The following is a 25,543-nucleotide window of genomic DNA, read 5'->3' as shown; positions in this document are numbered from 1 at the left end:
GAGAATCAACCCGAACGCGCCCGCGCTGAGGCGTTCTGGGACCGCGTCATGCAGGAAGTCGCCCAACATCGGCTACGGTATCGCCTTCGGGCGCGCGATAGTCGCTCTCCCGAGGAGCGACCTGGCGCAGGTCAGCCCATCGCATTGCGGAGTTCGCCTACGTGGATGTCGTCGAGATCCATCGCTCGCCGTGGCGGACCATCGGCCTCTTCCTGGCCTCCGTCGGTTTCGCGGCCTTCGCCGGCTGGCTGATCTATGCGCACCCGACAATCGGGCGCACGGCCGTGACGCCCGGAAGCTTCGCCGAGTTCGAGGCCTATGCCGGCGTCGCGTTCTTCGGCCTCTGCACGGTGCTGATCTTCCCCAAGCTGTTCCAGTCGAAACCGGTGGTGTCCGTCGGGCCGCGTGGGATCTACGATCGCAGGCTGTCGACCGACTGGATCCCCTGGGAGACGATCCGCAGCGTGACCCCGATGCAAATCCAGCGGCAGCGCATGCTGGTGCTGGAGATCGACCCGACGGCCGACGCGCATCTGTCCTGGACGAAGGGGGCGCGCCGCAGGGCCAAACTGAATCGGGTCTTCGGGCGGTCCGGTTACTGGATGACGGCGGCCGATCTGCGCGGCGGCTTCCCGGCATTGGCCGAGGCGGTGTCCGCGGCCCGGCGCAACGCGTAGCCTGGGGTCCGCCGGCTATTCCATCGCCGCCCGGTCGCTCATCCGGGAACTGACCCGGTGATCGCGGCTCTCCAGCCCGGCTGTCGACGAAATCACGACGTCGGACAGGCCGAGCCACGAGGCCATCAATCGCAACTCCGCGAGTATCCGCTCCATCGTAGCCGCCGGCGCACCCGGCTCTTGATGCGCGCGTAGGACGATCAGCGCCCCGGCCCGTCGATCCGCCTTCAGGTCGACCCTGGCTACCAGCGCGCCGTCCATGAGGAACGGCAGCACGTAGTAGCCGTGCTCGCGCTTGTGGGCGGGCGTGTAGATCTCGAGGCGGTACCGGAATCCGAAGAGGCGCTCCGTCCGTGGCCGGTGCCAGACGAGCGGGTCGAACGGCGACAGGAGGGCCGCGCCGCGGTGACGGCGGCCGGGCCGGGCATCCCTGTGCAGGTACGCCTGCTGCTGCCATCCGCGGACGGTCACGGGAATGAGCACGCCCTCCTCGACGAGCTGCTCGATGGGCAGGCGCGCCTCGGTCGGCGAAAGGCGGTAGTAGTCGCGCAGGTCGTTCGCGGTCGCCACGCCGAGCGCCTCCGCGGATCGCGCGACGAGTTCGCGCCGGGCGTCCACCGGAGCCGGGGTCGGTCGGGCGAGGACGGAGCGGGGCAGCACCCGTTCGGGCAGGTCGTACACGCGCTCGAAGCTGCCCCTCCGATGCGTCGACGCCACGAGTCCTGCCCAAAAGAGCCATTCGAGCGCGTGCTTGGCATCGCTCCAGACCCACATGCCCTTGGACGCCTTCGGGCCCGAGACGTCGGAGGCAGCCAGCGGGCCCTCCTGCCCGATCCGGGCGAGCATGGCGTCCGCCTCCGCGCGCCGCTCGCCCGCGAACGCCTTGAGCTGGTTCCATACGCCGTGGCCCTGGCGGGCGCGGTCCATGCGCCAGCGCAGCAGAGGCTGGAGATCGATCGGCAGGAGGGACGCCTCGTGACCCCAGTACTCGAAGAAGCGCTTCGAGCCTGCGACAGCCAGGGCGTCGAGGGCGCCGCGGTCGTAGGGCCCCAGGCGCGAGAACAGCGGCATGTAGTGGGCGCGGACGAGGACGTTCACGCTGTCGATCTGGAGCAGGCCCAGGCGGCCTATCTGCCGACGCATCCGCGAGACGGCGATCCCGTCCGACAGCGGGCGCATGCCGAGGCCCTGGGCGGTCAGCGCGATGCGGCGCGCTTCGGTAATCGACAGTTCCAGCTTCGATCCAGCCATGGGATGGGCGGGGAGGCGGGCGTCACGATCCTACGGCCGCAGGTGCTGACCTTCGGAGGATACCCTCCACCGTCATCTGCTCAGCGGATCGTGTGGCTGGCGGCCTCGACGGTGGCTGGCCGGGACGGCTTGTTGAACACCGTCTGGCAGCCCGGACTCAGGCGCGCCCTGTTCCGGACCATGCAGGCCGTGATCCGGTCACGGTCCGGGATCTCGCTCAGGCAGAGCTTGAATGCGTCTCCTCGGCACAGGCGCGCCGCCTCGGCATCGTCGGCCCTGGCGGGCGTGCCGACGAAGGGCGTCGATGCGACGACGACGGCGGACAGACAGACGATTGCTTTCATGGTGCCGAGGTGCCCGATCTGGATCCTTCCGAAGGGCGGGCGTCCGATGGGCCAAGTGGCATCTGCGCTCGCCGATCCCACAACAGGATCCGGAACCTCGGGTTCCGCCCGGGGATGCCGCCCCATGCGCCCGGCACAGGCGCACCATTCGTGGGCAGGGCCAGCGGCCCGGTCTACCGGTCGCAGCGGCCGTCGATCCGGTCCTGAAGACCAATCGCGACATAGACGAAGGCGCCGAGCAGGGCGACGGCCGCGGGCGTCGCAAACAGGAGCCACGTGTAGTCGTGCGGGCTCATCGCAGCTCCTTCGCACCCAGGGGGAGGGGCGTGCCCGCCCATGGATGGACCCGAACGGCGGGAAGCGATAGCCGGCCGGGCCTCAGGCTCGGCTTCCCGGCTACCTCGTGGCGCAGCGCTTCAGGGTGAACGGCTCGCCGGCCTTGAAGCCGCGTGCGATCGACGCGATCATCGTGTCGCCGGCGACCGAGAGCGTCCATCGCGCCTTCCTGGCCGAAGGACCGCCGCTGCAGACCTCGTCGAGCTTCCATCCGAAGCTGCCGGCCGTACCGCTCCCAAGAAAAAACGCCCCCGACGTTTCTGACGAGGGCGCGAGGTGCGTTGAGGACGACCCATGCGTCAGGCCACTGGTATAATGCATGCCAGAGCGAGAGGTGCAACTCCCGAATCCCGGCCACCCAGCTTGCGATCCGCGCTGGGGCCACAACGGCTGCCTTGATCCAGATTGCAGTCGGGATGGCGTACAACACTCGGTCGATGACACGCGAGAGTGCATGACATCGCTGCTGCAGATCTCATCGACCGACACCAGTCCGATCCTGGCCCTCAACAACGCGCACGCGGCCGAGCTCTCCCTGCTCGACGAGGAAGGTCTCTCCGAGCTCGTGGCGGGGAGCTTCCACGCACGCCGGATTGGCCGCAACGACGCTTTCCTGATCGCCCTCGATGAGCGGCATCCGACCTATGCGAGCCCGAACTATCTATGGTTCCGCAGACGCTACCCGCGCTTCGTGTACGTCGACCGGGTCGTGGTCGCCGGCATTGCCCGCGGCCTCGGCTATGCGCGGCGGCTCTACGAGGATCTCTTCCGGAAGGCCCGCGAGGCCGGTCACGACCTGATCGTGTGCGAAGTCAACTCGATGCCGCCCAACCTGGGCTCGGACGCCTTCCACGCCCGGCTCGGTTTCGAGGAGGTCGGCGCAGCCACCATTCACGGCGGAGCCAAGACCGTCCGCTATCTCGCTCTTCGCCTGCCCGGCCCGCGCTGACCGCGCACGAGCCGACGGCAAGTCCATACAGACAGGCCAGTCAGGTTCGTCGACGCCCGCGCTTGCCGGCTGCCTCCAGAGGCCGCGCGGCACGCTCGAAGCCGGCCCAGGGATCCTTGCCGAGCGCCGCCAAGCGACCGGGCAGGGTGGCGACGTCGAAGCGCGATCCGGAACCGAGGGACGGGAGTTCGTCCCAGCCGACCGGCACCGAGACCGGCGCTCCCGCGCGGGCGCGGGTCGAGAAGGTCGCAACCGCGGTCGCACCACGCTGGTTGCGCAGATAGTCGATATAGATGCGGCCGTCCCTGGACTTCTTGGACACGGTCGCGACGTAGCGGTCGGGCGCGTTCTTGGCCATCTCGGAGGCGAGCCCCTTCGAGAACGCCTTCGCCTCATCCCACCCACCCTTCGGTTCGACCGGGACGACGACGTGCAGTCCCTTACCTCCGGTCGTCTTGACGAAGGCGCCGAACCCCGAGATCCGCAGACGCTCGCGGACCTCGAGCGCGCCGGCGACGAGGTCGGTCCAGCCCACGCCGTCCCCGGGATCCAGATCAAAGACCAAGCGGTCCGGCCGATCCGGGTCCGCGGCCGTCGCGCCCCAGGGATGGATCTCGAGGACGCTTGCCTGGACCAGGGCGCGCAGGCCATCCGGGTCGCCGATCACGACCGCCTTCCCGGTCCCGCCTTCGAGGACGCGGAGAAGGCGTTCGTCGATCCCGGACCAGCCGTGCTTCTGGTAGAAGCACGAGCCGAGGCCAGCCGGGCACCGGACGAGCGACAGAGGCCGGTCGATCACGTGCGGCAGGATGCGGTCGGCGATCTCGGCATAGTACCCGGCCAAGCCCTCCTTCGTCAGGCCGACGTCCGGCCAGAGCACGCGATCTGGATGCGTGAGCGTCATGGTCGACTCCGCGGTTCTCCGCTTCGGCGCCCGTGAGCGCGCCGGCGCCGCCTTCCGGACGACCTCGTCGGGCGCCACGCCGGTCCGGATGGTCTTGAACGACGCATGCCGCAGTTGACCGTCGGCGGTCCATCCGCGGAACGTCACCTCACATACGAGACGAGGCTCCACCCATCGTGCATTGCGGCGCGCCAGGGGCGGCAGTTCGGCGTCGAACGGCGGCGCTGGGATCCGCAGGGACTCCAGTTTCACCCAGAGCTCGCGCGCGACCGCGTCGCCGAACCCCGTACCTACCCGTCCCACGTGGACGAGGGTGCCATCCTGGTGTGTTCCCAGGATCAACGAGCCGACGGATTTCGGGGCCGTGCCTGAGGGCATGAAGCCCGCGACGACGAACTCCTGGGAGCCGGTGCATTTCACCTTGCGCCAGAGATCGCTTCGTCCGGAGCGGTAGGCCGCGTCGGCCCGCTTGGCGACGATGCCTTCGAGCCCGAGGCGGCAGGCATGGCGGGCCATGGCCGCACCGTCGTCGATGAGATGCTCACTGAACCGGATCCGGTCGGCGGACCCCGCATCGTCCAGGCTCTGCAGCAGCAGAGCCTTGCGCTCGGTCAGGGGGAGGGCGCGGATGTCCTTGCCGTCGATGTAGAGCAAGTCGAAGGCGTAGAAGAGCGCCGCGCCCGTGTCGCCGTCGGCGAGGGCCTGCTGAAGCGCCGCGAAGCTCGAGATGCCGCTCGCGTTATCGACGACGATCTCGCCGTCGATCAGGGCGGAGGGCAGCTTCAGCTTCTGCAGGGCCTTCGCGATCGGCTCGAACTTCGCCGTCCAGTCGAGGCCGGATCGCGTCGACAGCTTCACGGCACTTCCGTCGATGCGCGCCTGCATGCGGTAGCCGTCGTGCTTAATCTCGTACAGCCAGCCCTCTCCGGTCGGCGCCGCGTCGACGAGGATCGCCAAGGCCGGCTCGACGAAGGGCGGCAGCACGGCCTTGCGGGCGCGCGGGGACCGGGCCGAGGCGGTCTTCGTCACTCGCGTCAAGGCGACTTTCGCACGTGCCGCGTGGTCGGGTCTGATCTCGCCGCCGGCGGCGAGATCGCGGTTGGTCCGGCCCGACAGGACCGACGCATCGTGCTCGACGAGGATGTCGCCCTCGCGGCGGGCATGCTCGTCCTCGGCCTTCATCAGCAGCCACGGCTGCCTCTTCTCGCCGCCGCGACCCTTCATGCGCACGAGATGCCAACGGCCGCCGAGCCGCTCTCCGTGCAGAACGAACTCGAGGTGGCCCTTCTCGAGACCGGCGGCCGCATCGCCGACCGGTTCCCAGGAGCCGATGTCCCAGACGATCATGGTTCCGCCGCCGTACTGGCCCTTGGGGATCGCCCCTTCCCAGCGCAGGTAGTCGAGGGGGTGGTCCTCGGTGCGGACGGAGAGCCGCTTCTCGGCCGGCGATAGGCTCGGCCCGCGGGTGACGGCCCAGCTCTTGAGCACCCCGTCCATCTCCAGCCGCAGATCGTAGTGCAGGCGTCGGGCGTCGTGCTTCTGGACGACGAAGCGCGCCTTGGCGGCCTTCCGGCCACGGCGCCCACGAGGCTCGGGCGAGGCCTCGAAGTCCCGCTTCTCGCGGTACGGCTTGAGGAGCTCGGACATGACTTCCGGCAAACGGCCGCGGCCGATCGCCGGTTCCGGGATGCCGCTTCGAATGCGGGGGCAGACAAGATCTCGCAAGTTATCCACAGGACGAACTGTGCAGGAACGAGTCGAGAGCGACTCTCGTTGAGTCGCCGAATTCGTGGTCGGCATCGCATCGACTCATCGCCGGCGACGAATACTTGTGCGAATTTGGAGGCTGCGGTGGCATCGCGCGCCAATTGGAAGGGGCACCTGCGACTTTCACTCGTCTCCTGCTCCGTCGGACTATATCCGGCGATCAGCTCGTCGCGGGACCTGAAGTGCCACACGATCAACCGTGAGACCGGCAACCGCGTGAAGCAGCTGCTGGTCGACTCCGTGACCGGCGAGACCGTCGATCGCGACGATCAGGTGAAGGGCTGCGAGGTCGCCAAGGACGACCTCGTCCCCGTCGAGGACGAGGAGCTCAGCGAGATCGCGCTGGAAAGCACGCATACGATCAACATCGAGGCGTTCTGCAGGCGCGAGGAGGTCGACGAGCGCTACCTCGACAAGCCCTACTACCTCGCGGCCGAGGACAAGGTGTCGCGCGAGGCGTTCGCCGTCATCCGGGATGCGATGAGGAAGAAGGGGATGGCGGGCCTAGGCCGGATCGTCATCTACAAGCGGGAGCGCATCGTCCTGATCGAGCCCTACGGCAAAGGCCTGCTGGCGACCCTGCTGCGGTACCAGGACGAGATCCGGTCGCCCACCGCCTACTTCGAGGACATGCCGGACGGCAATCCGACCGACGAGATGCGGTCCCTGGCCGAGGAGCTGATCGCCCGGTCGACGAGGAAGTTCGATCCGTCGAAGTTCGAGGACCGCTACGAGGAGGCGCTGATCGCGCTGGTCAAGGGCAAGGCGAAGAAGCCCGAGAAGGGCAAGGGTCGATCGAAGGCGGCGGCACCGAGCTCCGGCAACGTCGTGAACCTGATGGAGGCCCTCAGGCGCAGCATCGACTCCGAGAAGGGTGGATCCTCCGCTCAGCCGGCCGCTGCCCGGAAGAAGGCGGGTTCGAAGCGGTCGCGGCTAAATTCGACCCGCGGCGCGGGCAAGGCGACGTCCTCGAAGCCGCGGAAGGCCGCGTGATGGCCGCTCGTCCGCTCCGGCCTCCGGCCCTGGTCCTCTCCCGTAGCGCCGCACGGCGGCGACGGGCGTGCCGAATGCTCGAGAGACTCGGCTACGACCCGCTCGGTTTCTCCTCCAACAAGGATGCGGAGGCGTGGCTGGAGGAGGACACGCCGGAAGCCGCGATCGTGGACGATCCCTGCGATCGCGAACTGGAAGGCCTGTTCGGCGTCCTCAAGGCGCGGAACGTCGATCTGATCGCCCTGGATGGCCCGCCGCCGCAGCCTTACAGGGCGTGAGGCTGGAATTCCGGTCACGACATGGCGACATGACCGAGTCGGGTCTTGGCGAACTGAGGCTGACCGAAGCGGGCCTTCGGTATCAGTTAGTTGACGAGAGCGGCGCCGAGATCGCAAGGGACGAGTGCCTTGTGCTTCTCGAGTATGAATTCAGCATAGTTTGCGTTGCCGGACACGCCGCAGGCGAGGCAATATCGAACCACGGCCTCGGTCGAGCGTCCGTGAAGCGATAGATACGTGTCGATGTTCTTCACGAACACGGTATCCGCAAACACCGTCCGACCTCTGGCCATGTGCTCCCTGTGCCGGGTCGCGTACCGCCAATTCTCATTGGTCAGATGCAGCACCTCGAAATCCTGTCCGCGCATGTAGGCGACGGTCTCGTCGAAGTGCGGCTCCCCCTCGTAGGCCGGCATGAAACGGAGCTCGGCCTGTACGACGGCGGCCCCGGCGATGTGCTGCCGGGCGTCGCGCAGGACCAAGCCGTCTATGCCCTCCAGATCGCTCTTGAAATAGTCGAGACCTGAGACCCCGATTTCATCGAGGGCATCCGACATGCGCTTCGCTTTGACCTTGTGAACCGCTTTGACCCGTGCCAGATCCCGGAGGCCGAACGCCTCAAGGATCTCCTGCTTGTCCTCCAGCAGTGAGGACGCGTAGATGAAGTGCTTCTCGCGGAATTCATAGTCTCCCGCGGTAGGAGCGATGACGCAGTTGATAGGCGAGTACCGACCGAACTTCGATCTGTTGGAGCCTACAGACAGAGCGTCGAGCAATATGAAGTGGATCGCGCTAGCGATCTCGGATGGGACGCGCACGATCGCCTCGCCCGAGGATCCGAAATCCGCCATGTTGAGAAAACCGTCGAGGCACGCCGTTATTGTCCGCGCATCCTTCTTGGCGTCATCACTTATCGCTTCGACACGATCGGCGAATTCCTCGACGGAAAAGCTCCGCAGAAGGGCCGAGCACGTGCCGAGGAGGTCGCTGTCGAATGGATTCTCTAGGACTATTGCCGAGATGTAGTTGACCGCCTTCGGCAGGTCGCCTTGTTGGAAGCTGACGACCGAAATTCCGATCAAGGCTCGCGGGTTTCTGTCTTCTACCTTGAGTATCGCCTCCAGAAGATTTCTGGCTTCTTGGCGCCGTCCCGCTTGGATATCGGCGTTGGCTCGATCGAGAGCTTCATCGACGAACATCTCGGCCATTCTATTGCGTTCACGCCGGAGATTGCAGGTGGCTTATGCAAGCGCGCGAAGGGTCCTTGGCGCAGTCTGGCAAGACACCGCGACAGTGACCTGAGGTATGGTCCGCCACATCTGTCTTAAGGGTTAACGCTTGTTTATGCCGGTTGGCCGCTCGAGCCGCCGGGATGGAACCGGAGGCTCTCGGTCAAGGCCGGGACATCAGCTTATGAGTGACGCGTTTCGCTCCGTTCCTTTCCGATCCGGATCGATTGAAGGCCGTCCGCATCTCTGGTCGGCCTTTTCCGAAGCGATTGTTCCGCTTTCGGCCAGCATCTGCCACCACGACGCGCCCATCTGAACGTCCAAAATGGGTGGCTTCAAGATGGTCCGCTTCGGGGATGCAAACCGGCGGAAGCGGACACCCTGAAACTGCTATCGGGACGCTAGACCTGCTGCATCCCGCCGTCGACGCACAGTTCGGCCCCCGCGACGAAGCTCGCCTCGTCGCTCAGTAGGAACAGCGTGGCCGCTGCCACCTCCTCGGGACGCGCCATGCGGCCGAGCGGGATCGGCGCGATGAGTGCGGCCCGCCCGTCCTCAGATACGCTCGCCATCATGGCGGTATCGGTCGGACCGGGGGCCACCACGTTCACGCGGATGCCGTGTGGGGCCAGTTCCGCCGTCCATGTGCGCGCGTAGGAGCGCAGCGCTGCCTTCGTCGCGGCGTAGGTCCCGTAGGGCGTCACGCCCATGACGTCGGCAATCGACCCCATCAGCACGACGGCCCCACCCCGCCCCATTGCGCCCAGAGCCGCTTGCAACCCGAAGACAGCCCCACGGACGTTGACCGCAAAGTGCCGGTCGAAATGCTCGGGCGTCCCGTCGCGCAGGGTCGCGGGTTCCGAGATGCCCGCGTTGAGGACCAGCGCGTCGATCCGGCCATGCATCTCCCGCACCGTCGCCACGACGCGGTGCAGATCCTCTTGTTGGGCTGCGTCCGCGACGAGGCCCTGCGCACCGCGCCCGATCCTCGCAGCGGCTGCGTCGACCTCGTCGGCGCGCCGCCCGGTGAAGACGACCGACGCGCCTTCGACCGCCAGCCGCTCGGCGACCGCAAGGCCGATGCCTTTCGCCCCGCCGATCACCAGCGCAACCTTGTCTTGCATGCGAGCCATCGGGGCATCCCTTCATCTGCAATGGCGCAGCAGATACACAGCGTGTATCTGCTATCAAGAACGCACTTAAGGTAGACTAGATATGGCCGACGATACCGACTTCGATGCCGCGTCCGCTTGCGCGCTCGCCAACATGGCGCAGGTCCGCCCGGTGCTGGACAAGATCGCCGACAAGTGGACGATCCTGATCCTCACGGTGCTTTGCCCGCGGCCTTCACGGTTCAACGCGATCAAACGGCGGCTCGACGGCATCACGCACAAGGCGCTGGCGGACGCGCTGAAGCGGCTGGAGCGCAATGGTTTGGTGACCCGGACGGTGCTGCCGACCGCACCCATCGGCGTCGAGTATGCGATCACCCCGCTCGGCCATTCACTACGCGAGCCCTTTGAGGCGCTCTGCGCGTGGGCACTCAACAACGGTGCGGCGATTGATGCGGCCAACCGCGAACATGACAGCATCAAAATGAAGCCGTGAAAACGCGTCCGCTTTCGGATCGCCGGATGCCGGGACCGAACATCTAGAAGTCCAAATCTCACGCTTGGTACCCATACGCACATGTCGGCTCAGGGTGGATTTCCGCCGGTCCGCTGCCGGGCGACGATAGACGAAAGCGGACCTCATCGGAGTGATCTGGGGCGAAGCGTGATGCCACGCCCCCGCTTTATCGCGGATGTTCGCGATCGCGCGACATTCGCCGTGAGAGCCCCCGCCGCGCTGAAGACCGCGCTGTTGTGCACGGCCCTGCGCGCCTATGCTGGCAGGCGGGCGAAGCGAGCCGGCGCGTTGCGCGGTCGCTCCGCCGAACCCGGTCCCGATCAGGCGGTCTGAAGCGCATTCAATTCCTGAAGGCCGCCGCCATCCGCATAAGCGAGGCGGAAGCTCGGGCGCGCCTTCCAGCGCTGCCAGAACCGGTCAAGCTGCTCGTAGCGCTCATCCAGTGGGGTCGCAACCGGACCGAACTTCGAGAACGCGATCGCCGTGCACAGCGTAATGTCGGCGAAGGTCGGGTGCGCGCCACCGAGCATCCAATCCCGCCCATCCGACAGATGCCGGTCGACGAGCCCGGCATGGGAGAGCGCCTCCTTACGGCAATGCTCGCCCCATTGCGGGTTGTTAGTCAGTTCCAGCTTCGGCCCAAGGCCCTGGTGGAGCACGTGGAACAGCGTTGTGAGCCGGTACAGGATCTGCACCCAGATCCGGTCGTTCCACATCACGTCCTGTGCCTGCTCCAATGCGCCTTCGCCCATGATCTTGCGGCCCGGAAAGCTCTCGTCGAGGTAGCGCGCGATCGCGACGCTTTCGGCCAGATAACCGCCACCCGGGAGCTCAAGGGTCGGGGTCTCGCCCCACGGATTGCGCTTGAGATGTCGCCAGCCGCGCTGCTCACCGCCCGGTGCCATGTCGAGCACACGCTCCTCGACATGCTGCGCAATACCCTTCTCGTACATGAGCAGGCGCACCCGCTGCGGATTCGGGAAGGCTGACGGCGAGGTGTAGAGGGTAAGCTTGTCCATAATTCCTCAGCAGAGCGCGCTTTCGACGTCACCACAGGTGGGGTTGGTTCTGAGCAGCAACAGAGGGACGTAGACGTTGGCTTCGTGCCTGCTCTCCACCCTGCCGAACGTGCCGTAGTTCCGGCAAACGACCGCTTTGGAGAAACGCAAACGACGTTCCCACCGTCTGTGATGGGTCGGGAGCGGAAGGGCTGTTAGGAGTGGAATGCTGCCGGTCTGCTTCTGCGCCACGCGGGCACTCGAGCGGACATGTCCTTGACGATTCAGACGGTCAGAGGCCGGAAGTCAGTTTTGTAAGCCAATCGCGCGAGTCTTTGACTAGGACAGTCTCCATAGACCTGTAGAGAGGCAGAAGACCTCCGCCAAGTCCAACCAGACCGCATGCGCCGAGCCCAGCCGCACTCGTGACGCCGGCTCCCACTCGAAGCCTCTAAGCCAAATGATTATCAGTCCTGTGCCAATTTACGGCTTGCGCTGTGGATCGAGATCGAAAATCTTGCTTTGAATACGCGCCTACGGAGCTTTCGATGCGAGCCGCAAGTTGTTACATAGGGAAATATCTAGGTTCATTTTTGCTATATGCCGCCGGATCCAGCGTCGTTTTCGCGGATATGAGGGTGAATCGTTCCGTCGACGGCAAAATCGTCTCGATGTCTAACCTGTCGCCGGCGAAGGACTGTTCTCCGATGGTCTCGCGCGGCCGCATCAGCGATCTAACATTCGAGCAGGGAACGGTACGCGGATTCACACTTAGCCAAAAAGGCGGCGGGCAGTACATCAACGTACCCGCTTTGTACTATTTTCCCGATTCACACCAGAAAGCGATCGCCCGCGATGGATATTCCACATTGATCCGGGACGGCCGCATCGTGACGATCAAGGCTCTGTTCTGCGGCGCAGCGGGAAAAATCGTGAAAATGGACGCGATCTCAACAAAGTAGGGACCATATCATGTCAACCAGATCGGGTGCGGTTGCCCTCCTATTCATGCTGTATTGCGTCCAGGTTGCGAACTCGGGGTGGAAGCCGGCAAAAAGAACTCCGTATCCTGCGTTCACCTCCTGCGTCTCCTCCAATCTGTGCATATTCGTCTCGTGCCGGCGCGGTGGCGAAAGGTCCTTCGAGATCTACTCCGTCGAGAACGGTCTAAGCGCTGGAGATACGCTATCCCTCTCCGCTGCCGGACGCCAGATCAAGCTGACCGTACCGCCGAGGACCAACAACGAGCTCTACAGCTGGCCGTTGCGACCGGACATAGATGAATTACTGAGTTCGGGCAGTAAAGCGGCCATCGTCTTCGACGAACGCACCAAGTGGCCCGTAAGGACTGACGGCTATGCATCGGCGAAGTCAAGCTTGTCGCGTCAATGCAAAGGCTGACTCCGGGCTGTTTGGGACGAATATCGGGAGACGTACGATTTTTATGGGAAGACTGACTTTCGTGATCCTGATGGGATCGCTCTTTGCAGCGCCGGCTATGGCGGAATCAAGAGCGGCGGCCTACTTGGCAAAGCAGGAGATCAATGACGGGTGCGATGGTCGTCAAGGGCGCATCGATCCCGCCGGCCTGATCGAGCGGGATCTCGATGGCGACGGCATGCCCGACCTGATTATATCCCACGAGGCGATCCGATGTGCCGGTAAAATGTCACGGAGCAGTCATTGCGGCATGCAGGTTTGCTCCGTACTGTTCTATCTGCGTCGCGGATCATTGCTTCAGAAGGACCACGATATGCTGGGTGCCAACGTCAAGGTAGGCCGCGAGCGCATCCCGAAGGTTCATATGGATGCCCATGGCGGAGGTGGAGGCTACATTCGTTGGAATGGGAAGTTCTTTGATTGAGAACTAATGTCTCGCGACGACGTCCAACATTCATAGATAGCCGCGGTCGGAGCCATCACAAATCATGATATCTCCAGCATTCGGCCGATGCGGTTACAGCCGGTCGATCGGCGAGATGCGCCTGGAGGCGGCGTTCGATCGGATCGCTTCCCGGCCGAGGTTCTCCGCACCGACAGCCAGGATCCGGGACGATCCGACGACCGACGTCGGTCGCCGATCAAGCTATCCCCCAAGCTGTCCCGACATGCGTGGCCCGCGATCTGGTGGCCGTGCACCGCAACGTCGGGCATGATGCCCTGCACATGATCGGCGGACCTGGGGAGGTCACATGCGGTTCCTGGTGGCGACGATTGTTCTGATCGGACTGTGCGGTCAGGCGAATGCCCAGGGCAAATCGAAGAAGCCGCAGCCTCAGCAGCCGTCGACCCGCTACCTCAGCTTTTCGGAAGGGTCCCTGGACGGTTCGGCGACGTATCTGATCGACGGCGTCCTGAAGTTGACCTTGCAGGGCAGCCAGATCACCGACGCGAGCATCGACGTCTGCTACCCGACAAGCACGCTGTCGCGGCGCGTCGACCGTCTGGTGATCCCGCTGAAGGCCGACGGCGCGAAGTTCTCCGGAGCCGGAGCAAGCTCGGCGGGGGATCGGGTCGCCGTGTCGATCAAGCGGAGCGGCTCGAAGGACGACCAGCAGCTGAACGGCTCTCTGAAGCTTCCGGACCATAGCGTCGCCATCGCAGCCACCGGCCTGACGTTCTCGGAGGAGGATCCGACCGCGCTGCCCTCCGGTTCGACGGCAGAGGACGAGCCTGAAGACGTGAGCGACAAGCCCGTACCCGATCCCGGGACCCTCTCGGTGACGACCAAGCTTCCGAACGTCGTCGATCTGGTGAAGCTAGTCCGCACTGAAGGTGCCCGGATGGATCCCGCCGGTCTGGTCCCGAATTGCGCCGACCTGAGAGGCGGCACCTCGTCGATCTCGATCGACGTCGATCCGGAGAGAGCTCCCGCGCTCCTCGAGAAGGTGAAGAAGCTCCCGGGCGTTGAGACTGCGGAATACGGGCAGGTCGCTGACAAGTCCCAGCTCGTCAAGCTCAAGGTGAAGCCGGGCGACACCGATCTGATCGCCGCCCTCGGTCGCGCATTGCCGAAGGCCATCCCCGATGCGACGATCGTCTCGTCGGGCAAGGACGCCGGGCGAGGCGAGATCCAGATGGCCCTCACCCGCAAGGTGTCCTACCTGGACCCGATGGGAGCTCAGGAAGCGATCTCGCTCCGGGCTACCGCGTGGCAGGATCCTCAGGACAAGTCCGTCTCTTACCTCCAGCTCCGGGGTGTCGATGCGAGACTTGTCGATACCGGCAAGGAGAAGGTCTTCTCGGTAGGGCCCGCCGAGTCCGAGGGGGAGGACGCCGTCGTCGCCTCCGATCTCGACACGGCGGCAGCACAGCAGGCGATAGCTGCGGCATTGGCTTCTGATCTGCACGGGCAGATCTGGGTCGAAGATGCGTGGGTGTCGAAATAGCAGGTCGCCCGCACGCCTGGATGCCGACGACGGGCGAGTGCTGGAGGCGGCCGCACACTCGAAACGCCGCCCGCACCGTGGAGCGCGATCGGTACCTGCCGAACGGGAGTCCCGGCCGCATGGTCGACGAGGAGGCCGACTTGGAGAGTAACACGATCGGATGATGCGTCGGAGGCTATGCCGGCCGAATGCGAGGGGCAACGTAAACGATCGGCGGGCGACGACATGCATCCGCCGATCGTAAGGCTAGCTAGGAACGCTCGAAGGTCCGTCGATGCTCTACCACGCGGCCTGAAGGCCTACGGTGAACACCTGGGCGGTGGCGCCCGGGCGGACGTCGCCGGTGTAGCCCACCGACAGCCGCACGCCCTCGGCGACCGCCCCCGTCAGGCTCACCCCCAGAACCGCGCCGTCCCGGCCCAGCGCGCTCGTCCGGCCCGCGAACCCCGCCCCGAACAGGCTCGAGCGGATCAAAGCCGCCGTGTCGGCCAGCTCGTGCGCCCAGTACGCCCGGCCCTCCAGGCGCAGCTCCGGAATGCCCGCCACCGCCCAACTCGTCACCCGCCCGCCGACCAGGCTGCGCGCCGCGTCGAGGTCGGCCACCGCGAAGCCCTGCCCGCCGAAGCCCTGCCCGACCAGACCGCCCCGCTCGGACACCCGGCCCCGCGTCAGCCGGTCGTAGCTGAAGCCCACCTCCGGCACGACCTCGACCGGCAGGCCGGTCGCCAGCGCGTAGCCGGCAAAGCCCGACACCCCGCCGTTCCAGCCCGACGACACCCCGGAGGCCTGCGACACCGCCGCGCCCAGCGCCACCGTCCGGTCCACCCGACCGTCCGCGTACGACACCCCCGCCATGCCGCGCAGCACCACGGCGCCGAGCCGCGTGCTCGCGTAGAGCGTGCCGCCGTAGCTGTCGGTGGTGAACCGCCCCAGCCCCGCGCCCCGCGACGTGCCGCCCTCACGCAGGTAGCTGAACGCCGCGCCCACCTGCGTGTCCGCCCCGACCTGACGGTCGACGCCCATCAGCAGCCCGCCCGCGTCGAACCCGGCGCCCGCCGCAGCCCGGTCGCCGGCCCGCGTACCGAACCCGTACAGCGCGTCGGCCCAGACCCGGCCCTCGCCCACCGCAAGCGGCCGCTCTGCTGCCCCGGCGCCGCCGCGCACCTGCAGCGCCGTGCGGTTCGGGCCCGGGCCCGGATCGCCCGCGCTGAACGCGCCCGCGCCCCCGCCCAGCCCGCGCTGGTGCCGGTCGATCGTGTCGGAGAGCAGACGGCGCGCGGCGAGGTCGGTCATCACCGCGTCGCCGTAGCTCTGGCCCGACAGGCTCGCCAGCCCGCCCGGCAGCGTCGCCGGGTTGGCCGCGTAGAGCGGGTCGAACACCCGCGCCCGCGCCGCGTCCGGCCGCGTGCCGGCGGCCGGGCGGGCGAGGTCGAGGGCCGCGCCCACGGCCCGGGCGTTGCCGGTCTGGGCGAGGCCGAGGCCGGCGAGGCTGCCGTAGGCGGCGGGCGTGACCACGAGGTCGAGGCCGGTGGCGGCGTAGAGCGCGTCGAGGCGCGTGCCCGCCGGCAGGCCCGCCGCCGGCTGGGCGAGCCCGCTGAACGAGCCCGACAGTCCGGCCTGCGCGGTCAGCACGCCGAAGCGCTGGCCGAGCGCGGGGGTGAAGCTGTTTGTGGCGTTGCCGGTGATGCCGCGCAGTTCCGGCACCAGGGTGCCGCTGGCCGAGACCGTGCCGGTCGGGCCGAGCGCCAGCAGGCGGGCGTAGCTGCCCGCGCCGGTACCGGTGCCCGGTCCGTCGATGTCGAGGCCGAGGCTGCTGCCGGGGGCGAACGCCACCGGGCCGAGCACGGTGAGCGTGCCGGGGGAGTTGCCCGGCCGCAGGGCGCCCGCGACCGTGACCGGGGCCGCGACGGTGCCGATGCCGCGCAGGGTGCCGGCGGCCGCGACCGTGACCGGCGAGGTCCAGAGGCCGTTGAGGGAGAGCGTGCCGGCCTGGACGGTGGTCGGGCCGGAGAAGAGGCCGGAGCCGGTGAGCAGGAGCGTGCCGGGGCCGGCCTTGGTCAGGCTGGTCGGGCTCGCGGTCTCCAGGATGGCGCCGGCATAGGTGGAGGCGGCCGCACTGGCGACCGTGAGGGCGCCGTTGCCCAGGACGGCGGAGGCCGGGCCGGCGAGGTCGGTGAGCGTGAGGGCGGTGCCGCCGAGGTCGAGAGCGCCGGTGTTGGTCAGGCCGGTGAGCCCGGCGAGCGGGCCGGTGATCTGCACGAGGCCGGTGTTGGTGAGCGTGCCGTTGAACTGGCCGGACAGGCGGGCGACGCCAGTGTTGGTCAGGTCGGCGGTGAGGGTGCCGTCGCTGGCGACGAGGCCGGCGTTGCTGAGGCCGCCGGAGGCGGTGAGGCTGGCGCTCTGGGCGACGGCGACGAGGCCGGCATTGGCGAGGGGGCCGGCGAGGCTGTAGCTGCCGCCCGTGGTGACGGCGAGCGTCGCGCCGGCGGCGTTGGCGAAGGGGCCGGTGCCGGCCACGGATCCGGAGACGGCGAGCAGGCCGGCATTGTTGGCGATGGGCCCGTCGATGCGGCCAGCGCTGGCGAGCACGGTGCCGGCATTGGTCAGGCCGCCGCTGATCATGCCGCTGGTGGACAGCGTGCCGGTGTTCGCGACGCCGCCGCCGATGGCGCCGGCGTTGCTCAGGACGCCGCTGTTGGTCGCGCCGCCGGCGATGGTGCCGGTGTTGAGGGCGGTGCCGGTGTTGCTCAGTCCGCCCGCGAGAGTGCCGGCGTTGACCAGGCTGCCGGTGTTGGCCGCGCCGCCGGTGATGGAGCCACTGTTGAGCGTGGTTCCTGCGTTGTTCAGCCCACCCGCGAGAGTGCCGACGTTAACTAGGCTGCCGGTGTTGGTCGCGCCGCCGCCGATGATGCCGGTGTTCAGGGCCAGACCGGCATTGGCGAGGCCGCCCGCGACGGTGCCGCTGTTGGCCAGGACGCCGAGATTGGCGACGCTGCCGGAGACGAGCCCGGCATTGAGGAAGCTCGCCGCCGAGCCGACGAGGACCGGCGCGGTGAGGCTGCCGGTGGCGGTCAGAGCCAGGGTACCGGCGCTGATGACGGTGCCGGCCGTGAATGTGTTGGAAGCCGATAGGATTGCGGTGCCAAGTCCAGTCTTGACGAGGGTGCCCGACTGACTACCGTCGGCAATCGAGCCCGCGAAGGTGGCGTTGCCGAGGTCGATCTGCAGGGCACCGAGGCCGGTGAGTGTGAGCGGGCGTGCGGTGGTAAAGCCATCGGTGAGGACCTCAAGGGTGCCGCCGCCGAGGATCAGACCGGTGCCGGCGGCGCCGAGGTTGGCGTCGCGGGAGACCGCGAGGGTACCGCCATAGACCGCGGTACCGCCTGCATAGGTGTTGGTCCCAGCGAGTTCGAGGGTGCCTAGGCCAGCCTTGATCAGACCGCCGGGCCCAAAAATGTCGCCGCCGAGGCTCGCGACATCGAACGGGTTCAGCGCCGTAGTACTCATTAGGAACACGGGAAGCCCGGTTCTGAACTGCGATGCCAAGCTTAGGCTGCCCTGCAGCGCGATCATCGGCTTCGCAAGGAGGTCAGCGCTCTCAGGCAAGATGCGCTGATAGCCTGCGAAGCCGCTGTCAGCGTCATAGATGAGATTAAAACCCCGTAGGATCGTGATCGTTGTATTAATATACGTTGCGCCCGTGTCGTTTGTCGATCTGCCCTCGGCATAAACGGGGCCAACCGGGGCGAGCGGATTGTCCGTGTCGCCGACCCTAAAGCTGTACAATGCCACCGGTGGGCTCGAGTGGCCCGGTATGTAAACGGTTACGAGAGTTCCATTCGGCATATTCTCGCCGCGCTTGATGCTACTGCCTTCTGGGATCTTAACGTAGGCGGTGTAAACGCCGGTGTCGGGCAAGATTGTCCCAGAGCCGATGGCGCCTCCCGCTCGTAGGTCGCCCGGCGTCATCTGCCACTCGATTGCGTTCCCTGACTGCGGTCCGGCCGCCAATCTCACAAATGTAGTTCCCTGCGTGTTAGCAGCGGTTAGGCCTAGCTCAATGCCATTCTGCGTAACAACATAACCACGTACGAGCTTAGATGCGTCACCGTTAGCGATCCAGTCAATATTGAGTAAGGGGTTGGCGTCGGGCGTTCCGTTTGGAAAGCCGGCTGCCTCACGCCCAAAGCCAACACCAAACATCTGAGTGGTGATCCGACCGGTCACCGGGGCGCCTTTATGAATTTCAGATGTTACTCTAAGGATCGGAACAATCGCTGACGCAAGTTTATTATTTTTGTCGTAGAAATTGACGGTCATCTCGTAAAGATCACCGTATAAATATCGGTCGCTGCTGCTATAGTTGATCATGCCTGGGCCAATCGACTTTTGACCAGGAGCAGGTTGCCAAACTGTCGAGTCCTTGCCGATAGCGATTCCGGTTGATCCTGTATCGAGCTGAAAAGGACTGGTTGTTGTGCTAGATCCAAAGCTGAGACTTATGGTGGCGCCCTGACCGTTGTCTGCAAAGACAATGGGGGAAGCAAATGGGATCGAGATGCTGGTTGATTTGTCTGAATAGAGACTCCAGGCTGCACCCTCGGCGCGAGCGGTCGCAGCCGGCGTCGAAAATGCGATCCCGGCAAGCAGCGCCGCGCGACAACGGTCAGGTACAGTAATAATCATCAATCAAGTCTTTTTAATCCGAATTCTGACTTCGCAGAAAAAATTCAGAAACGTTAATAATCCGTAAACGTGCTCGTTTTGCTGTATCAACGGCATGCATTTTGATAGAGGTTCATATGGTCTTTGGCATCGACGGGCTGATACATGGTATAGCCATAGTGGCTGCGTCAGGTGGCCGTCAGCCTGCATTATTTTTGGCTTTTCGAGGCGATTTCCTTTTGGAGTCCTCATTGCCCCGGGGCTTGCGGTCATACCTCTCCATTTCGATCACTCTTTTGTCTGGCGCCCCATCTGCGCGCCGGGCACGCCCAGCCTAATTGCCTTCGCGAGCGCCGAGCGCTTTGCGGCGTAGCCGGCGGCGACCATGGGATAGTCGTCAGGCAGGCCCAAGCGCGTGCGGTAGTCCTTCGGGGTCAGACCGTGAGACGTCAGATGCCGCTTCAGCGTCTTGTACGGCTTGCCGTCGATGAAGCTGATCAGCGCGTCGGGCTTCATCGACTTGCGGATCTCGGTGGCCGTCAGGCGAAAGCCCTCGGGGTTGGCCGCCGCCGCGGCCGGCGCCAGGTCCTGGAGCGCGACGAGGCCGTCGCGGACTGTGCGCATCAGCCCGGGCAGCGCATCTGCGGTCACGGCCTGCCGGCTGACGTAGGCCGCCACGATGCCAGCGGTGAGGCTGAGGAGGTCGTCGGGGGAATCGGACATGGGGCGCTCCTGATCAGAGGGTCGATTGCGCGGACCGAGCGGATGAGGAGCGGCCACGATCAGGCCGCGGAGGTTGCCGTGAGCGGCAGCGGGCTCCCGAAGCGCCAGCCGTCCTGGCCGCCCATGTGGATGGGGGTCATCATCGGTCCGCCGAGGCGCCGGTAGTGTACGGCCCACGCTTCCCGTCCGGGCGAGTCGTCGCGGACGAAGACGCGGCTGTGCGGCGCCCCGGGCTGGGCAGCGGGGCGAAGTCGGTCTGGCGCAACCACGTCTGCGACGCGAAGGCGTAGCCCAGCTTGCGCTGAGCGTGTGCCGCGTAGGCCCGTGCCGCGGCGATCGCCGCGAGTTGCTCGGATTCGGACAGCGCCTCGAAGAGGGCACGGGCATCCCGGGCCCGGGTCCCGACGAGGCCATCCGGCCAGACCGCGACGAGATGCTCGAATCGTACGGCGACCGGATCGAGCTGGCCGCCGGCGGCTGGTCTTCCGCCGGTCCGTGACACTGCAACTCCGAAGCTACCGCTGTCGCTGTCAAGTATTTTGAATACGGGCTCCTTGCCGCTGCTGTGAGAGAGATGCTCTTCAGCGCGGAGACCGAATGAGGCGCCGCAGCTGACGTGCTCTGAAGCACCTAAGCTTTCTGAGGTCGGAGATATGTACTCCCGGAGCGAACCGGCGAAATCAACCGGATCGCCCCAGATCAAATTAGATCTGTTCAATGCGCCATCTGTTAACGAAAGCAGCAAGCCATGAAGTCCATTGTTGTTGCCGCAGCCCTTTCGATCGCCTCGATCGGCGCAGCAAATGCGGGACCTATTATCGCCCTGGATAAGGAACTCACAACCTCCGATCAGCCCCTCGTGTCCAACGTCGCTTGGCTCAGCCGCTACGGCAAACTCTGCTATCACGGCACGAGGTGGATCCCCGCTTGCCATGCTACCAATCGGCCGGTTGGCTACATGAGAGGTCACTGGAACGCGACCCGTACTCGCTTCATTCCGGGGCGTTACTATTGAGGCTCCGGAAACCAAGTGATCCAACCTGCGCCTCATGTGAGGCGCGGTCCGGCCATGTGGCAATTGCAGCAATCGCAGCTCGTGCTTCGAGATCGCAAATTCTGCACGATCAACACACCTCAACATTACGGTCCGAAATCTGTGGTTTTTTGCAGTATTACAGTCAGATCAGGTAGCAGTATGAGCAAGGCCGCTCTTCGCACCCTTGCCGGTGCATTTGCTGGCGCAGTGGCCAGCGTGACTTTCGTGCCCATGGCCCTTGCAGCGCCAAGTGCGCCCGCCGCTGAGACATGTGACTCGGACGACCCAACCTCATGCCTGAGCCGCCATGGCGAAGCGGCTGGGAATATGTTGTCTAAGGCTTACGCCGACGCATCCAAAAAGGTCGCTCCGATGTGCTTAGAGGTGATCGGCCCGGCTATCGGCGATTGCTTGGAGCGTACTCGACGAGTCGCGGACAAGGAGCTCAATGAGACCTACGCCCGTGCGATGAAGTCGATAGGCAGCGACGATGACGCGGCCCGCAAATGGCGCGAAAGACTCAAGCTCGCACAACAGGCTTGGCTTCGATTTCGGGATGCCGACTGCGGCGATGTCATATCATTCGAGTGGATGGACGGTACAGGCGCCGGTCCAGCGGGATCAGCCTGTCTGGTCGCGCATACCATAGAGCGAGCAGCAGAACTTAAGCGGCGCTACGACCGCGAATAGATTTGTGGCGCGGACTTTGGGCCCCTCCTGGCCTTAAGGTCCCCGTTTCTCGCCCTCGATGAATTTAGTTTGAGATTGATATACACCCGCGCCGGATGAATTGGCGAATACGCTAAGGCAGCACCCGCAGAATATAAAGGCGTCGACGATGAAGGATCTCGCTCTCTCTATTGTTTTATCTGCCGGATTTCTTAGCGCGGCATACGCTGCGCCGAATGATACGGCGCCATCAGCCTCGAAAGAACCGCCGCCCTTGGCCTGCATGGATGACAATACAATAGACGCCTGTCTGAACCGTCATGGTGAGGATGCAGCGAAGGCGCTGTCGAAGGCCTACGTAGATGTTGCGGGCAAACTCGATGCTGCCTGTTCTGAGGTAATCAGCCCAGGGATGACCGCCTGCCTGGGTCGAGCCCAGGAAATCGCAGATAAGAAATTGAACGCGACTTACGCACGCGCCATGAAGGCGATCAGCAGCGAGGATAACGGTAAGAAGTGGCAGGAGGAGCTCAGACTTGCTCAACAGACTTGGATGCGCTTCCGCGATGCCGACTGCGGCGATCTCATCACCGATGAGTGGCATGGCGGTACAGGGACTTATCCAGCTATCGCCACCTGCTTACTCGGGCATACGGAAGCGCGAACCGCGGAGCTTAAGCGGCGCTATGACCGCTGGTAAACGCTAGCGTTCTTCTCCCGGTGATAGCTCTAGTGGTTTGAGTTAAAAGAGGTTTGACAGTTTAGTCGGGTGGGCGGATCGTTAGGTGCTTCCTGATGGAGGTGCGCCATGTTGCGTGGCTCAAAGGCCGTCTCTCTCGATCTCAGCGAGCAGGAGCAAGGTGAGATCCAGCGCCTGCTGCGGCGACACGAGACCGGGCAGGCGCTGGTTTCGCGCCTGCGTATCATCCTGGCCTGTTGTTGTTGCCCCCTAAAGACCGGACAGGGTCTCCTTGGTTGATCGGGTGATGAACTCGCGCGGCGAGCGGTAGCCCAGCGCGCGATGAGGATGAAGGTCGTTATAGTGCGCCAGCCAGACAGGAAGCTGGCGCAGCACGCTCTCGGCGTCCGGTAGTACCGAGACACGCACGTAGTCGCGTTTCAAGGTTCGCACGAACGCCTCGGCCATGCCGTTGCTCTGCGGGCTCTCCAGCGGCGTCGTTTTTGGCACCAAACCAAGGTCGCGGGCGAAGCGGCGCGTGTCGCGGGCTACGTAGCAACTGCCGTTGTCAGTCAGCCACTCGATCAGGCTCGGCAATTGGTTGACCGGCCCGAAGCGGTGTTCGACGGCGGCCACCATCAGGTCGCGGACGTCCTCGCCCGTGATGCCCGCCGTGGTCGCCACGTAGCTCATTGCCTCCCGATCGTAGCAGTCGAGCGCGAAGGCGACCCGCACACGCTCACCGTTCTCTGCCGCGATCTCCAGCCCGTCCGAGCAGCGGGCATGCCACCCGGTCGGAGACCGGGCGGGGACCCGCCCAGCGCGTGTTGCGCACGGCCACCGCCACCTTGCCCTCGTGGCGGCGCGTCTCGGCTCCGCCCGCATGTCGCTGGAGCAGGAGGCCGTGCACCTTCATGACCCGGTAGACCCGCTTGGCGTTCGGCGCAGGCCGCCCATCCCGCTCGGCCTGCCGGCGCAGAAGGGCATGGACGCGCCGATAGCCGTAGGTCGGCAGATCGGCGATGAGCGCCTGGATCGCGCCGAGCAACGCGGCGTCGGGTGCAGGCGGACGGCCCCGTCGGCGCATGGGCTTCCGGACGGTGGAGGCCTGCCTGGACGAGGCGAGGTGCGGGCGCGACACGCTCAATGCTGCGGCCACCGCGCTCACCGGCCGCCCCCGGCCACGAGGTCACGCGCGAGGTCAACTTTTTGGGGGCGGCGACCCGCTCCATCGCCTCGCGCAGGATCTCGGTCTCGAGCGTCTTCTTGCCCAGGAGCCGCTGCAGCTCACGGATCTGTGGCTCAGGCATCACGAAGCTCAGAGGCTGGCACCACCTCTTCACCGGCACCGGCGGCCGTGAACGCGCCGCGCTCCATCAGCCGACGCCACGTGAACAGCTGGTTGGCGTTCAGCCCGTGGCGGGGGGCGACGAGCGAGACGGACTGACCGGGCAGATAGGTCTCCTCGACGAGGCGCGCCTTCTCCTTTGTAGTCCAGTGCCGCCGGCGCTGGACGGAGGTGGTCCTGCAAGCGTTCCCCGGTCTTCAGGTCTCGGACCGAGGTCCTGAATATCCCGTCCTTGAGCACGATGCGCATCCGGCAGGCTCGTCCGTCCGAGGCCTTCCCTTCGTGGACTAGAACGTAGGCCTCTGCCCGGAAGACGGCGTAGAGGCTGCAGAAATGACGGTTGCCCCACGCCGTCCTCATACGGACATAGGCCTCCCCGCGGCCGTAGGGCACGATCTCCAGCGTGCTCTCGACGGCGCGAATCGCTCCGGATCGGTCACGGGCGACCGGCCAGCCCGAGGGCGCCGGCCCGACCCACCTGTCGCGGCGCCCCCCTCTCGCCTTCGCCCCCCGCCATCGCGTAGGTCCAATCGTGCCCACCGCCACGCTCGACCCCGCCGACCGCCCATGCTCCCACAGTACCGCTGGCTCTGGGCCCTGACCCTTCTCCTCGCCTCCGGCGGGGCGGGCCTCCTCTACAACCTGCTCTTCGTCGGCGGGGCCTCGATGCTCGCCGGCCTGGTCTACGCCCTGGCGGTGGGCGGGACGGTGCTGGCTTTCGTGCCCGGCCTGGCACTGTCGGGCGTCCAGACGCGGCTACGCCGCCTGCCGGCGCTGGTCTACATGCTGGCCGCCGAACTGCTCTACGTGGTGCTGATCACGCTCGGCTGCGCGCTCGGCGGCCTGGTCGTCTGGACCTTCGGCCTCACCGACGACAGCCTGTCCACGGCGGTGCGGATCACGCCACGGTTCCTCGCCTACTCGCTGGCCGTGTCGGCCCTGCTGGTCTTCGTCATGCGAATGCGCGACCTGATCGGCGGCGAGGTGTTCGTGAACTTCATGATCGGCCGCTATCACAAGCCGGTGCAGGAGGAGCGGATCTTCCTGTTCCTCGACGTGGTCGGCTCCACGGCCTTCGCGGAGACCCACGGCGACCTGCGTGCCCAGGAGTATCTCAGCACCGTGTTCGCGACGCTCGCCGAGCCGGTGCGGCGCAACGCCGGCTCCACGGACGACTTCATCGGCGACCTCGCGATGATCACGTGGCCGATGAAGCGCGGCCTCAAGGACGCGCGCTGCGTGACCTGCGTGTTCGCGGTGCTCGACCGGATCGAGGCCGACGCCGCGGCCTGGCAAGCCCGGTTCGGGACGGTCCCGCGGCTCCGGGCGGCGCTGCACGGCGGTCCGGTGGTCACGGCCGAAGTCGGGGTCGACCGCCACAAGATCGCGTATTTCGGCGACGCCGTGAACGTGACGGCGCGGATCGAGGCCCTGTGCCGCCCGCTGGGTGTCGACATCCTGATCTCGCAGGATCTCCTCGACCGGCTGGACCGGCTGCCCGACGGCGTCCGCGCCCGCGCGCTGGGGACGCACGCCCTGCGCGGCCGCGGCGCGCCCCTGGCGGTCGCCACCCTCGAGCGCGGCGCGGCGCCGGACCGGCTGATCCCGGAGCAGAGGCCGGCGCCGCCGGTGCTGGACCGCGCCGAGGCCGTCGCGGAACCGCGCTAGGCTCCCCATCT

Annotated in this window: 22 protein-coding genes and 1 pseudogene; 13 read left to right on the top strand and 10 right to left on the bottom strand. The window is 65.9% G+C overall.

Annotated elements, in window-relative coordinates; genetic code table 11:
- The first annotated feature begins 161 nt into the window (after window positions 1-161).
- Window positions 162-677, top strand: a complete 516-nt coding sequence (locus ABIC30_RS20200) for an STM3941 family protein (protein ID WP_020096260.1) — start codon at window positions 162-164, stop codon at window positions 675-677.
- A 15-nt stretch (window positions 678-692) separates the two neighbouring features.
- Here the strand turns inward: ABIC30_RS20200 and ABIC30_RS20195 are convergent, their stop codons facing one another.
- From ABIC30_RS20195 to ABIC30_RS20185, 3 genes are all read right to left on the bottom strand, one after another.
- On the bottom strand, window positions 693-1,928 hold the full coding sequence (locus ABIC30_RS20195) for a winged helix-turn-helix domain-containing protein (protein ID WP_020096261.1): 1,236 nt from the start codon (window positions 1,926-1,928) through the stop codon (window positions 693-695).
- 80 nt (window positions 1,929-2,008) lie between these two features.
- Complete coding sequence (locus ABIC30_RS20190; RefSeq protein ID WP_020096262.1) at window positions 2,009-2,272, bottom strand: hypothetical protein; 264 nt, start codon at window positions 2,270-2,272, stop codon at window positions 2,009-2,011.
- A gap of 173 nt (window positions 2,273-2,445) precedes the next feature.
- A complete protein-coding gene (locus tag ABIC30_RS20185; RefSeq protein ID WP_280142567.1) occupies window positions 2,446-2,568 on the bottom strand; it encodes a hypothetical protein in 123 nt (40 codons plus the stop codon).
- Window positions 2,569-3,062: 494 nt separating this feature from the next.
- Between ABIC30_RS20185 and ABIC30_RS20180 the strand changes: the two genes are divergently transcribed.
- The gene (locus tag ABIC30_RS20180; RefSeq protein WP_091980595.1) at window positions 3,063-3,557 is read left to right on the top strand and encodes a GNAT family N-acetyltransferase; all 495 of its coding nucleotides are present in this window, start codon (window positions 3,063-3,065) and stop codon (window positions 3,555-3,557) included.
- A 40-nt stretch (window positions 3,558-3,597) separates the two neighbouring features.
- Here ABIC30_RS20180 and ligD read toward each other — a convergent pair whose 3' ends face one another.
- Window positions 3,598-6,108: a DNA ligase D gene (ligD, locus tag ABIC30_RS20175; RefSeq protein ID WP_354456022.1), complete on the bottom strand. Its 2,511-nt coding sequence runs from the start codon at window positions 6,106-6,108 to the stop codon at window positions 3,598-3,600.
- Window positions 6,109-6,312: 204 nt separating this feature from the next.
- On the opposite strand from ligD, the gene ku reads away from it, so the two are divergent.
- Entirely contained in the window at window positions 6,313-7,221 is a 909-nt protein-coding gene (ku, locus tag ABIC30_RS20170; protein ID WP_091980592.1) for a non-homologous end joining protein Ku, read from the top strand.
- A 74-nt stretch (window positions 7,222-7,295) separates the two neighbouring features.
- Window positions 7,296-7,499 carry a hypothetical protein gene (locus tag ABIC30_RS20165; protein ID WP_091980590.1) on the top strand — a complete coding sequence of 68 codons (204 nt, stop codon included), beginning with the start codon at window positions 7,296-7,298 and terminating at the stop codon, window positions 7,497-7,499.
- Between the two features lie 86 nt (window positions 7,500-7,585).
- On the opposite strand, the gene ABIC30_RS20160 is transcribed toward ABIC30_RS20165, so the two are convergent.
- Entirely contained in the window at window positions 7,586-8,707 is a 1,122-nt protein-coding gene (locus tag ABIC30_RS20160; protein ID WP_354456021.1) for a tetratricopeptide repeat protein, read from the bottom strand.
- 422 nt (window positions 8,708-9,129) lie between these two features.
- Window positions 9,130-9,861 (bottom strand): SDR family NAD(P)-dependent oxidoreductase, encoded by a 732-nt coding sequence (locus ABIC30_RS20155; protein ID WP_020096270.1) that lies wholly within the window; start codon window positions 9,859-9,861, stop codon window positions 9,130-9,132.
- A gap of 82 nt (window positions 9,862-9,943) precedes the next feature.
- Between ABIC30_RS20155 and ABIC30_RS20150 the strand changes: the two genes are divergently transcribed.
- Entirely contained in the window at window positions 9,944-10,336 is a 393-nt protein-coding gene (locus ABIC30_RS20150) for a winged helix-turn-helix transcriptional regulator (RefSeq protein ID WP_020096271.1), read from the top strand.
- A gap of 341 nt (window positions 10,337-10,677) precedes the next feature.
- On the opposite strand, the gene ABIC30_RS20145 is transcribed toward ABIC30_RS20150, so the two are convergent.
- Window positions 10,678-11,376: a glutathione S-transferase family protein gene (locus ABIC30_RS20145; protein WP_091678485.1), complete on the bottom strand. Its 699-nt coding sequence runs from the start codon at window positions 11,374-11,376 to the stop codon at window positions 10,678-10,680.
- A 617-nt stretch (window positions 11,377-11,993) separates the two neighbouring features.
- Here ABIC30_RS20145 and ABIC30_RS20140 point away from each other — a divergent pair.
- The 3 genes from ABIC30_RS20140 (at window position 11,994) to ABIC30_RS20130 (ending at window position 14,744) form a co-directional block, all read left to right on the top strand.
- On the top strand, window positions 11,994-12,317 hold the full coding sequence (locus ABIC30_RS20140; protein ID WP_139237873.1) for a hypothetical protein: 324 nt from the start codon (window positions 11,994-11,996) through the stop codon (window positions 12,315-12,317).
- 500 nt (window positions 12,318-12,817) lie between these two features.
- Complete coding sequence (locus ABIC30_RS20135; protein ID WP_139237872.1) at window positions 12,818-13,219, top strand: hypothetical protein; 402 nt, start codon at window positions 12,818-12,820, stop codon at window positions 13,217-13,219.
- Between the two features lie 328 nt (window positions 13,220-13,547).
- Entirely contained in the window at window positions 13,548-14,744 is a 1,197-nt protein-coding gene (locus ABIC30_RS20130) for a hypothetical protein (protein ID WP_354456020.1), read from the top strand.
- A 279-nt stretch (window positions 14,745-15,023) separates the two neighbouring features.
- Here ABIC30_RS20130 and ABIC30_RS20125 read toward each other — a convergent pair whose 3' ends face one another.
- Together ABIC30_RS20125 and ABIC30_RS20120 are read right to left on the bottom strand one after the other, a co-directional pair.
- Window positions 15,024-18,251 carry an autotransporter domain-containing protein gene (locus ABIC30_RS20125; protein ID WP_354456019.1) on the bottom strand — a complete coding sequence of 1,076 codons (3,228 nt, stop codon included), beginning with the start codon at window positions 18,249-18,251 and terminating at the stop codon, window positions 15,024-15,026.
- Window positions 18,252-19,697: 1,446 nt separating this feature from the next.
- Entirely contained in the window at window positions 19,698-20,132 is a 435-nt protein-coding gene (locus ABIC30_RS20120) for a Ros/MucR family transcriptional regulator (RefSeq protein WP_091977376.1), read from the bottom strand.
- A gap of 346 nt (window positions 20,133-20,478) precedes the next feature.
- Between ABIC30_RS20120 and ABIC30_RS20115 the strand changes: the two genes are divergently transcribed.
- The 4 genes from ABIC30_RS20115 to ABIC30_RS20100 all read left to right on the top strand — a co-directional run bounded on the left by ABIC30_RS20115 (window position 20,479) and on the right by ABIC30_RS20100 (window position 22,537).
- Window positions 20,479-20,631: a hypothetical protein gene (locus tag ABIC30_RS20115; RefSeq protein ID WP_170868044.1), complete on the top strand. Its 153-nt coding sequence runs from the start codon at window positions 20,479-20,481 to the stop codon at window positions 20,629-20,631.
- A 249-nt stretch (window positions 20,632-20,880) separates the two neighbouring features.
- Entirely contained in the window at window positions 20,881-21,147 is a 267-nt protein-coding gene (locus tag ABIC30_RS20110; RefSeq protein WP_354456018.1) for a hypothetical protein, read from the top strand.
- Window positions 21,148-21,201: 54 nt separating this feature from the next.
- Window positions 21,202-21,858, top strand: coding sequence for a lysozyme inhibitor LprI family protein (locus ABIC30_RS20105; protein WP_354456017.1), 657 nt, complete (start codon window positions 21,202-21,204; stop codon window positions 21,856-21,858).
- A gap of 148 nt (window positions 21,859-22,006) precedes the next feature.
- Window positions 22,007-22,537 carry a lysozyme inhibitor LprI family protein gene (locus ABIC30_RS20100; protein WP_354456016.1) on the top strand — a complete coding sequence of 177 codons (531 nt, stop codon included), beginning with the start codon at window positions 22,007-22,009 and terminating at the stop codon, window positions 22,535-22,537.
- A gap of 249 nt (window positions 22,538-22,786) precedes the next feature.
- On the opposite strand, the pseudogene ABIC30_RS20095 reads toward ABIC30_RS20100, so the two are convergent.
- A pseudogene (locus ABIC30_RS20095) lies at window positions 22,787-24,037 on the bottom strand (IS3 family transposase); the annotation flags it as partial.
- A 394-nt stretch (window positions 24,038-24,431) separates the two neighbouring features.
- On the opposite strand from ABIC30_RS20095, the gene ABIC30_RS20090 reads away from it, so the two are divergent.
- Window positions 24,432-25,532 carry an adenylate/guanylate cyclase domain-containing protein gene (locus tag ABIC30_RS20090; RefSeq protein WP_091977381.1) on the top strand — a complete coding sequence of 367 codons (1,101 nt, stop codon included), beginning with the start codon at window positions 24,432-24,434 and terminating at the stop codon, window positions 25,530-25,532.
- Window positions 25,533-25,543: the final 11 nt, after the last annotated feature.

Source organism: Methylobacterium sp. 1030 (assembly GCF_040544715.1).
GTDB lineage: Bacteria > Pseudomonadota > Alphaproteobacteria > Rhizobiales > Beijerinckiaceae > Methylobacterium.
This window is presented reverse-complemented; position numbering and strand designations above follow the sequence as displayed.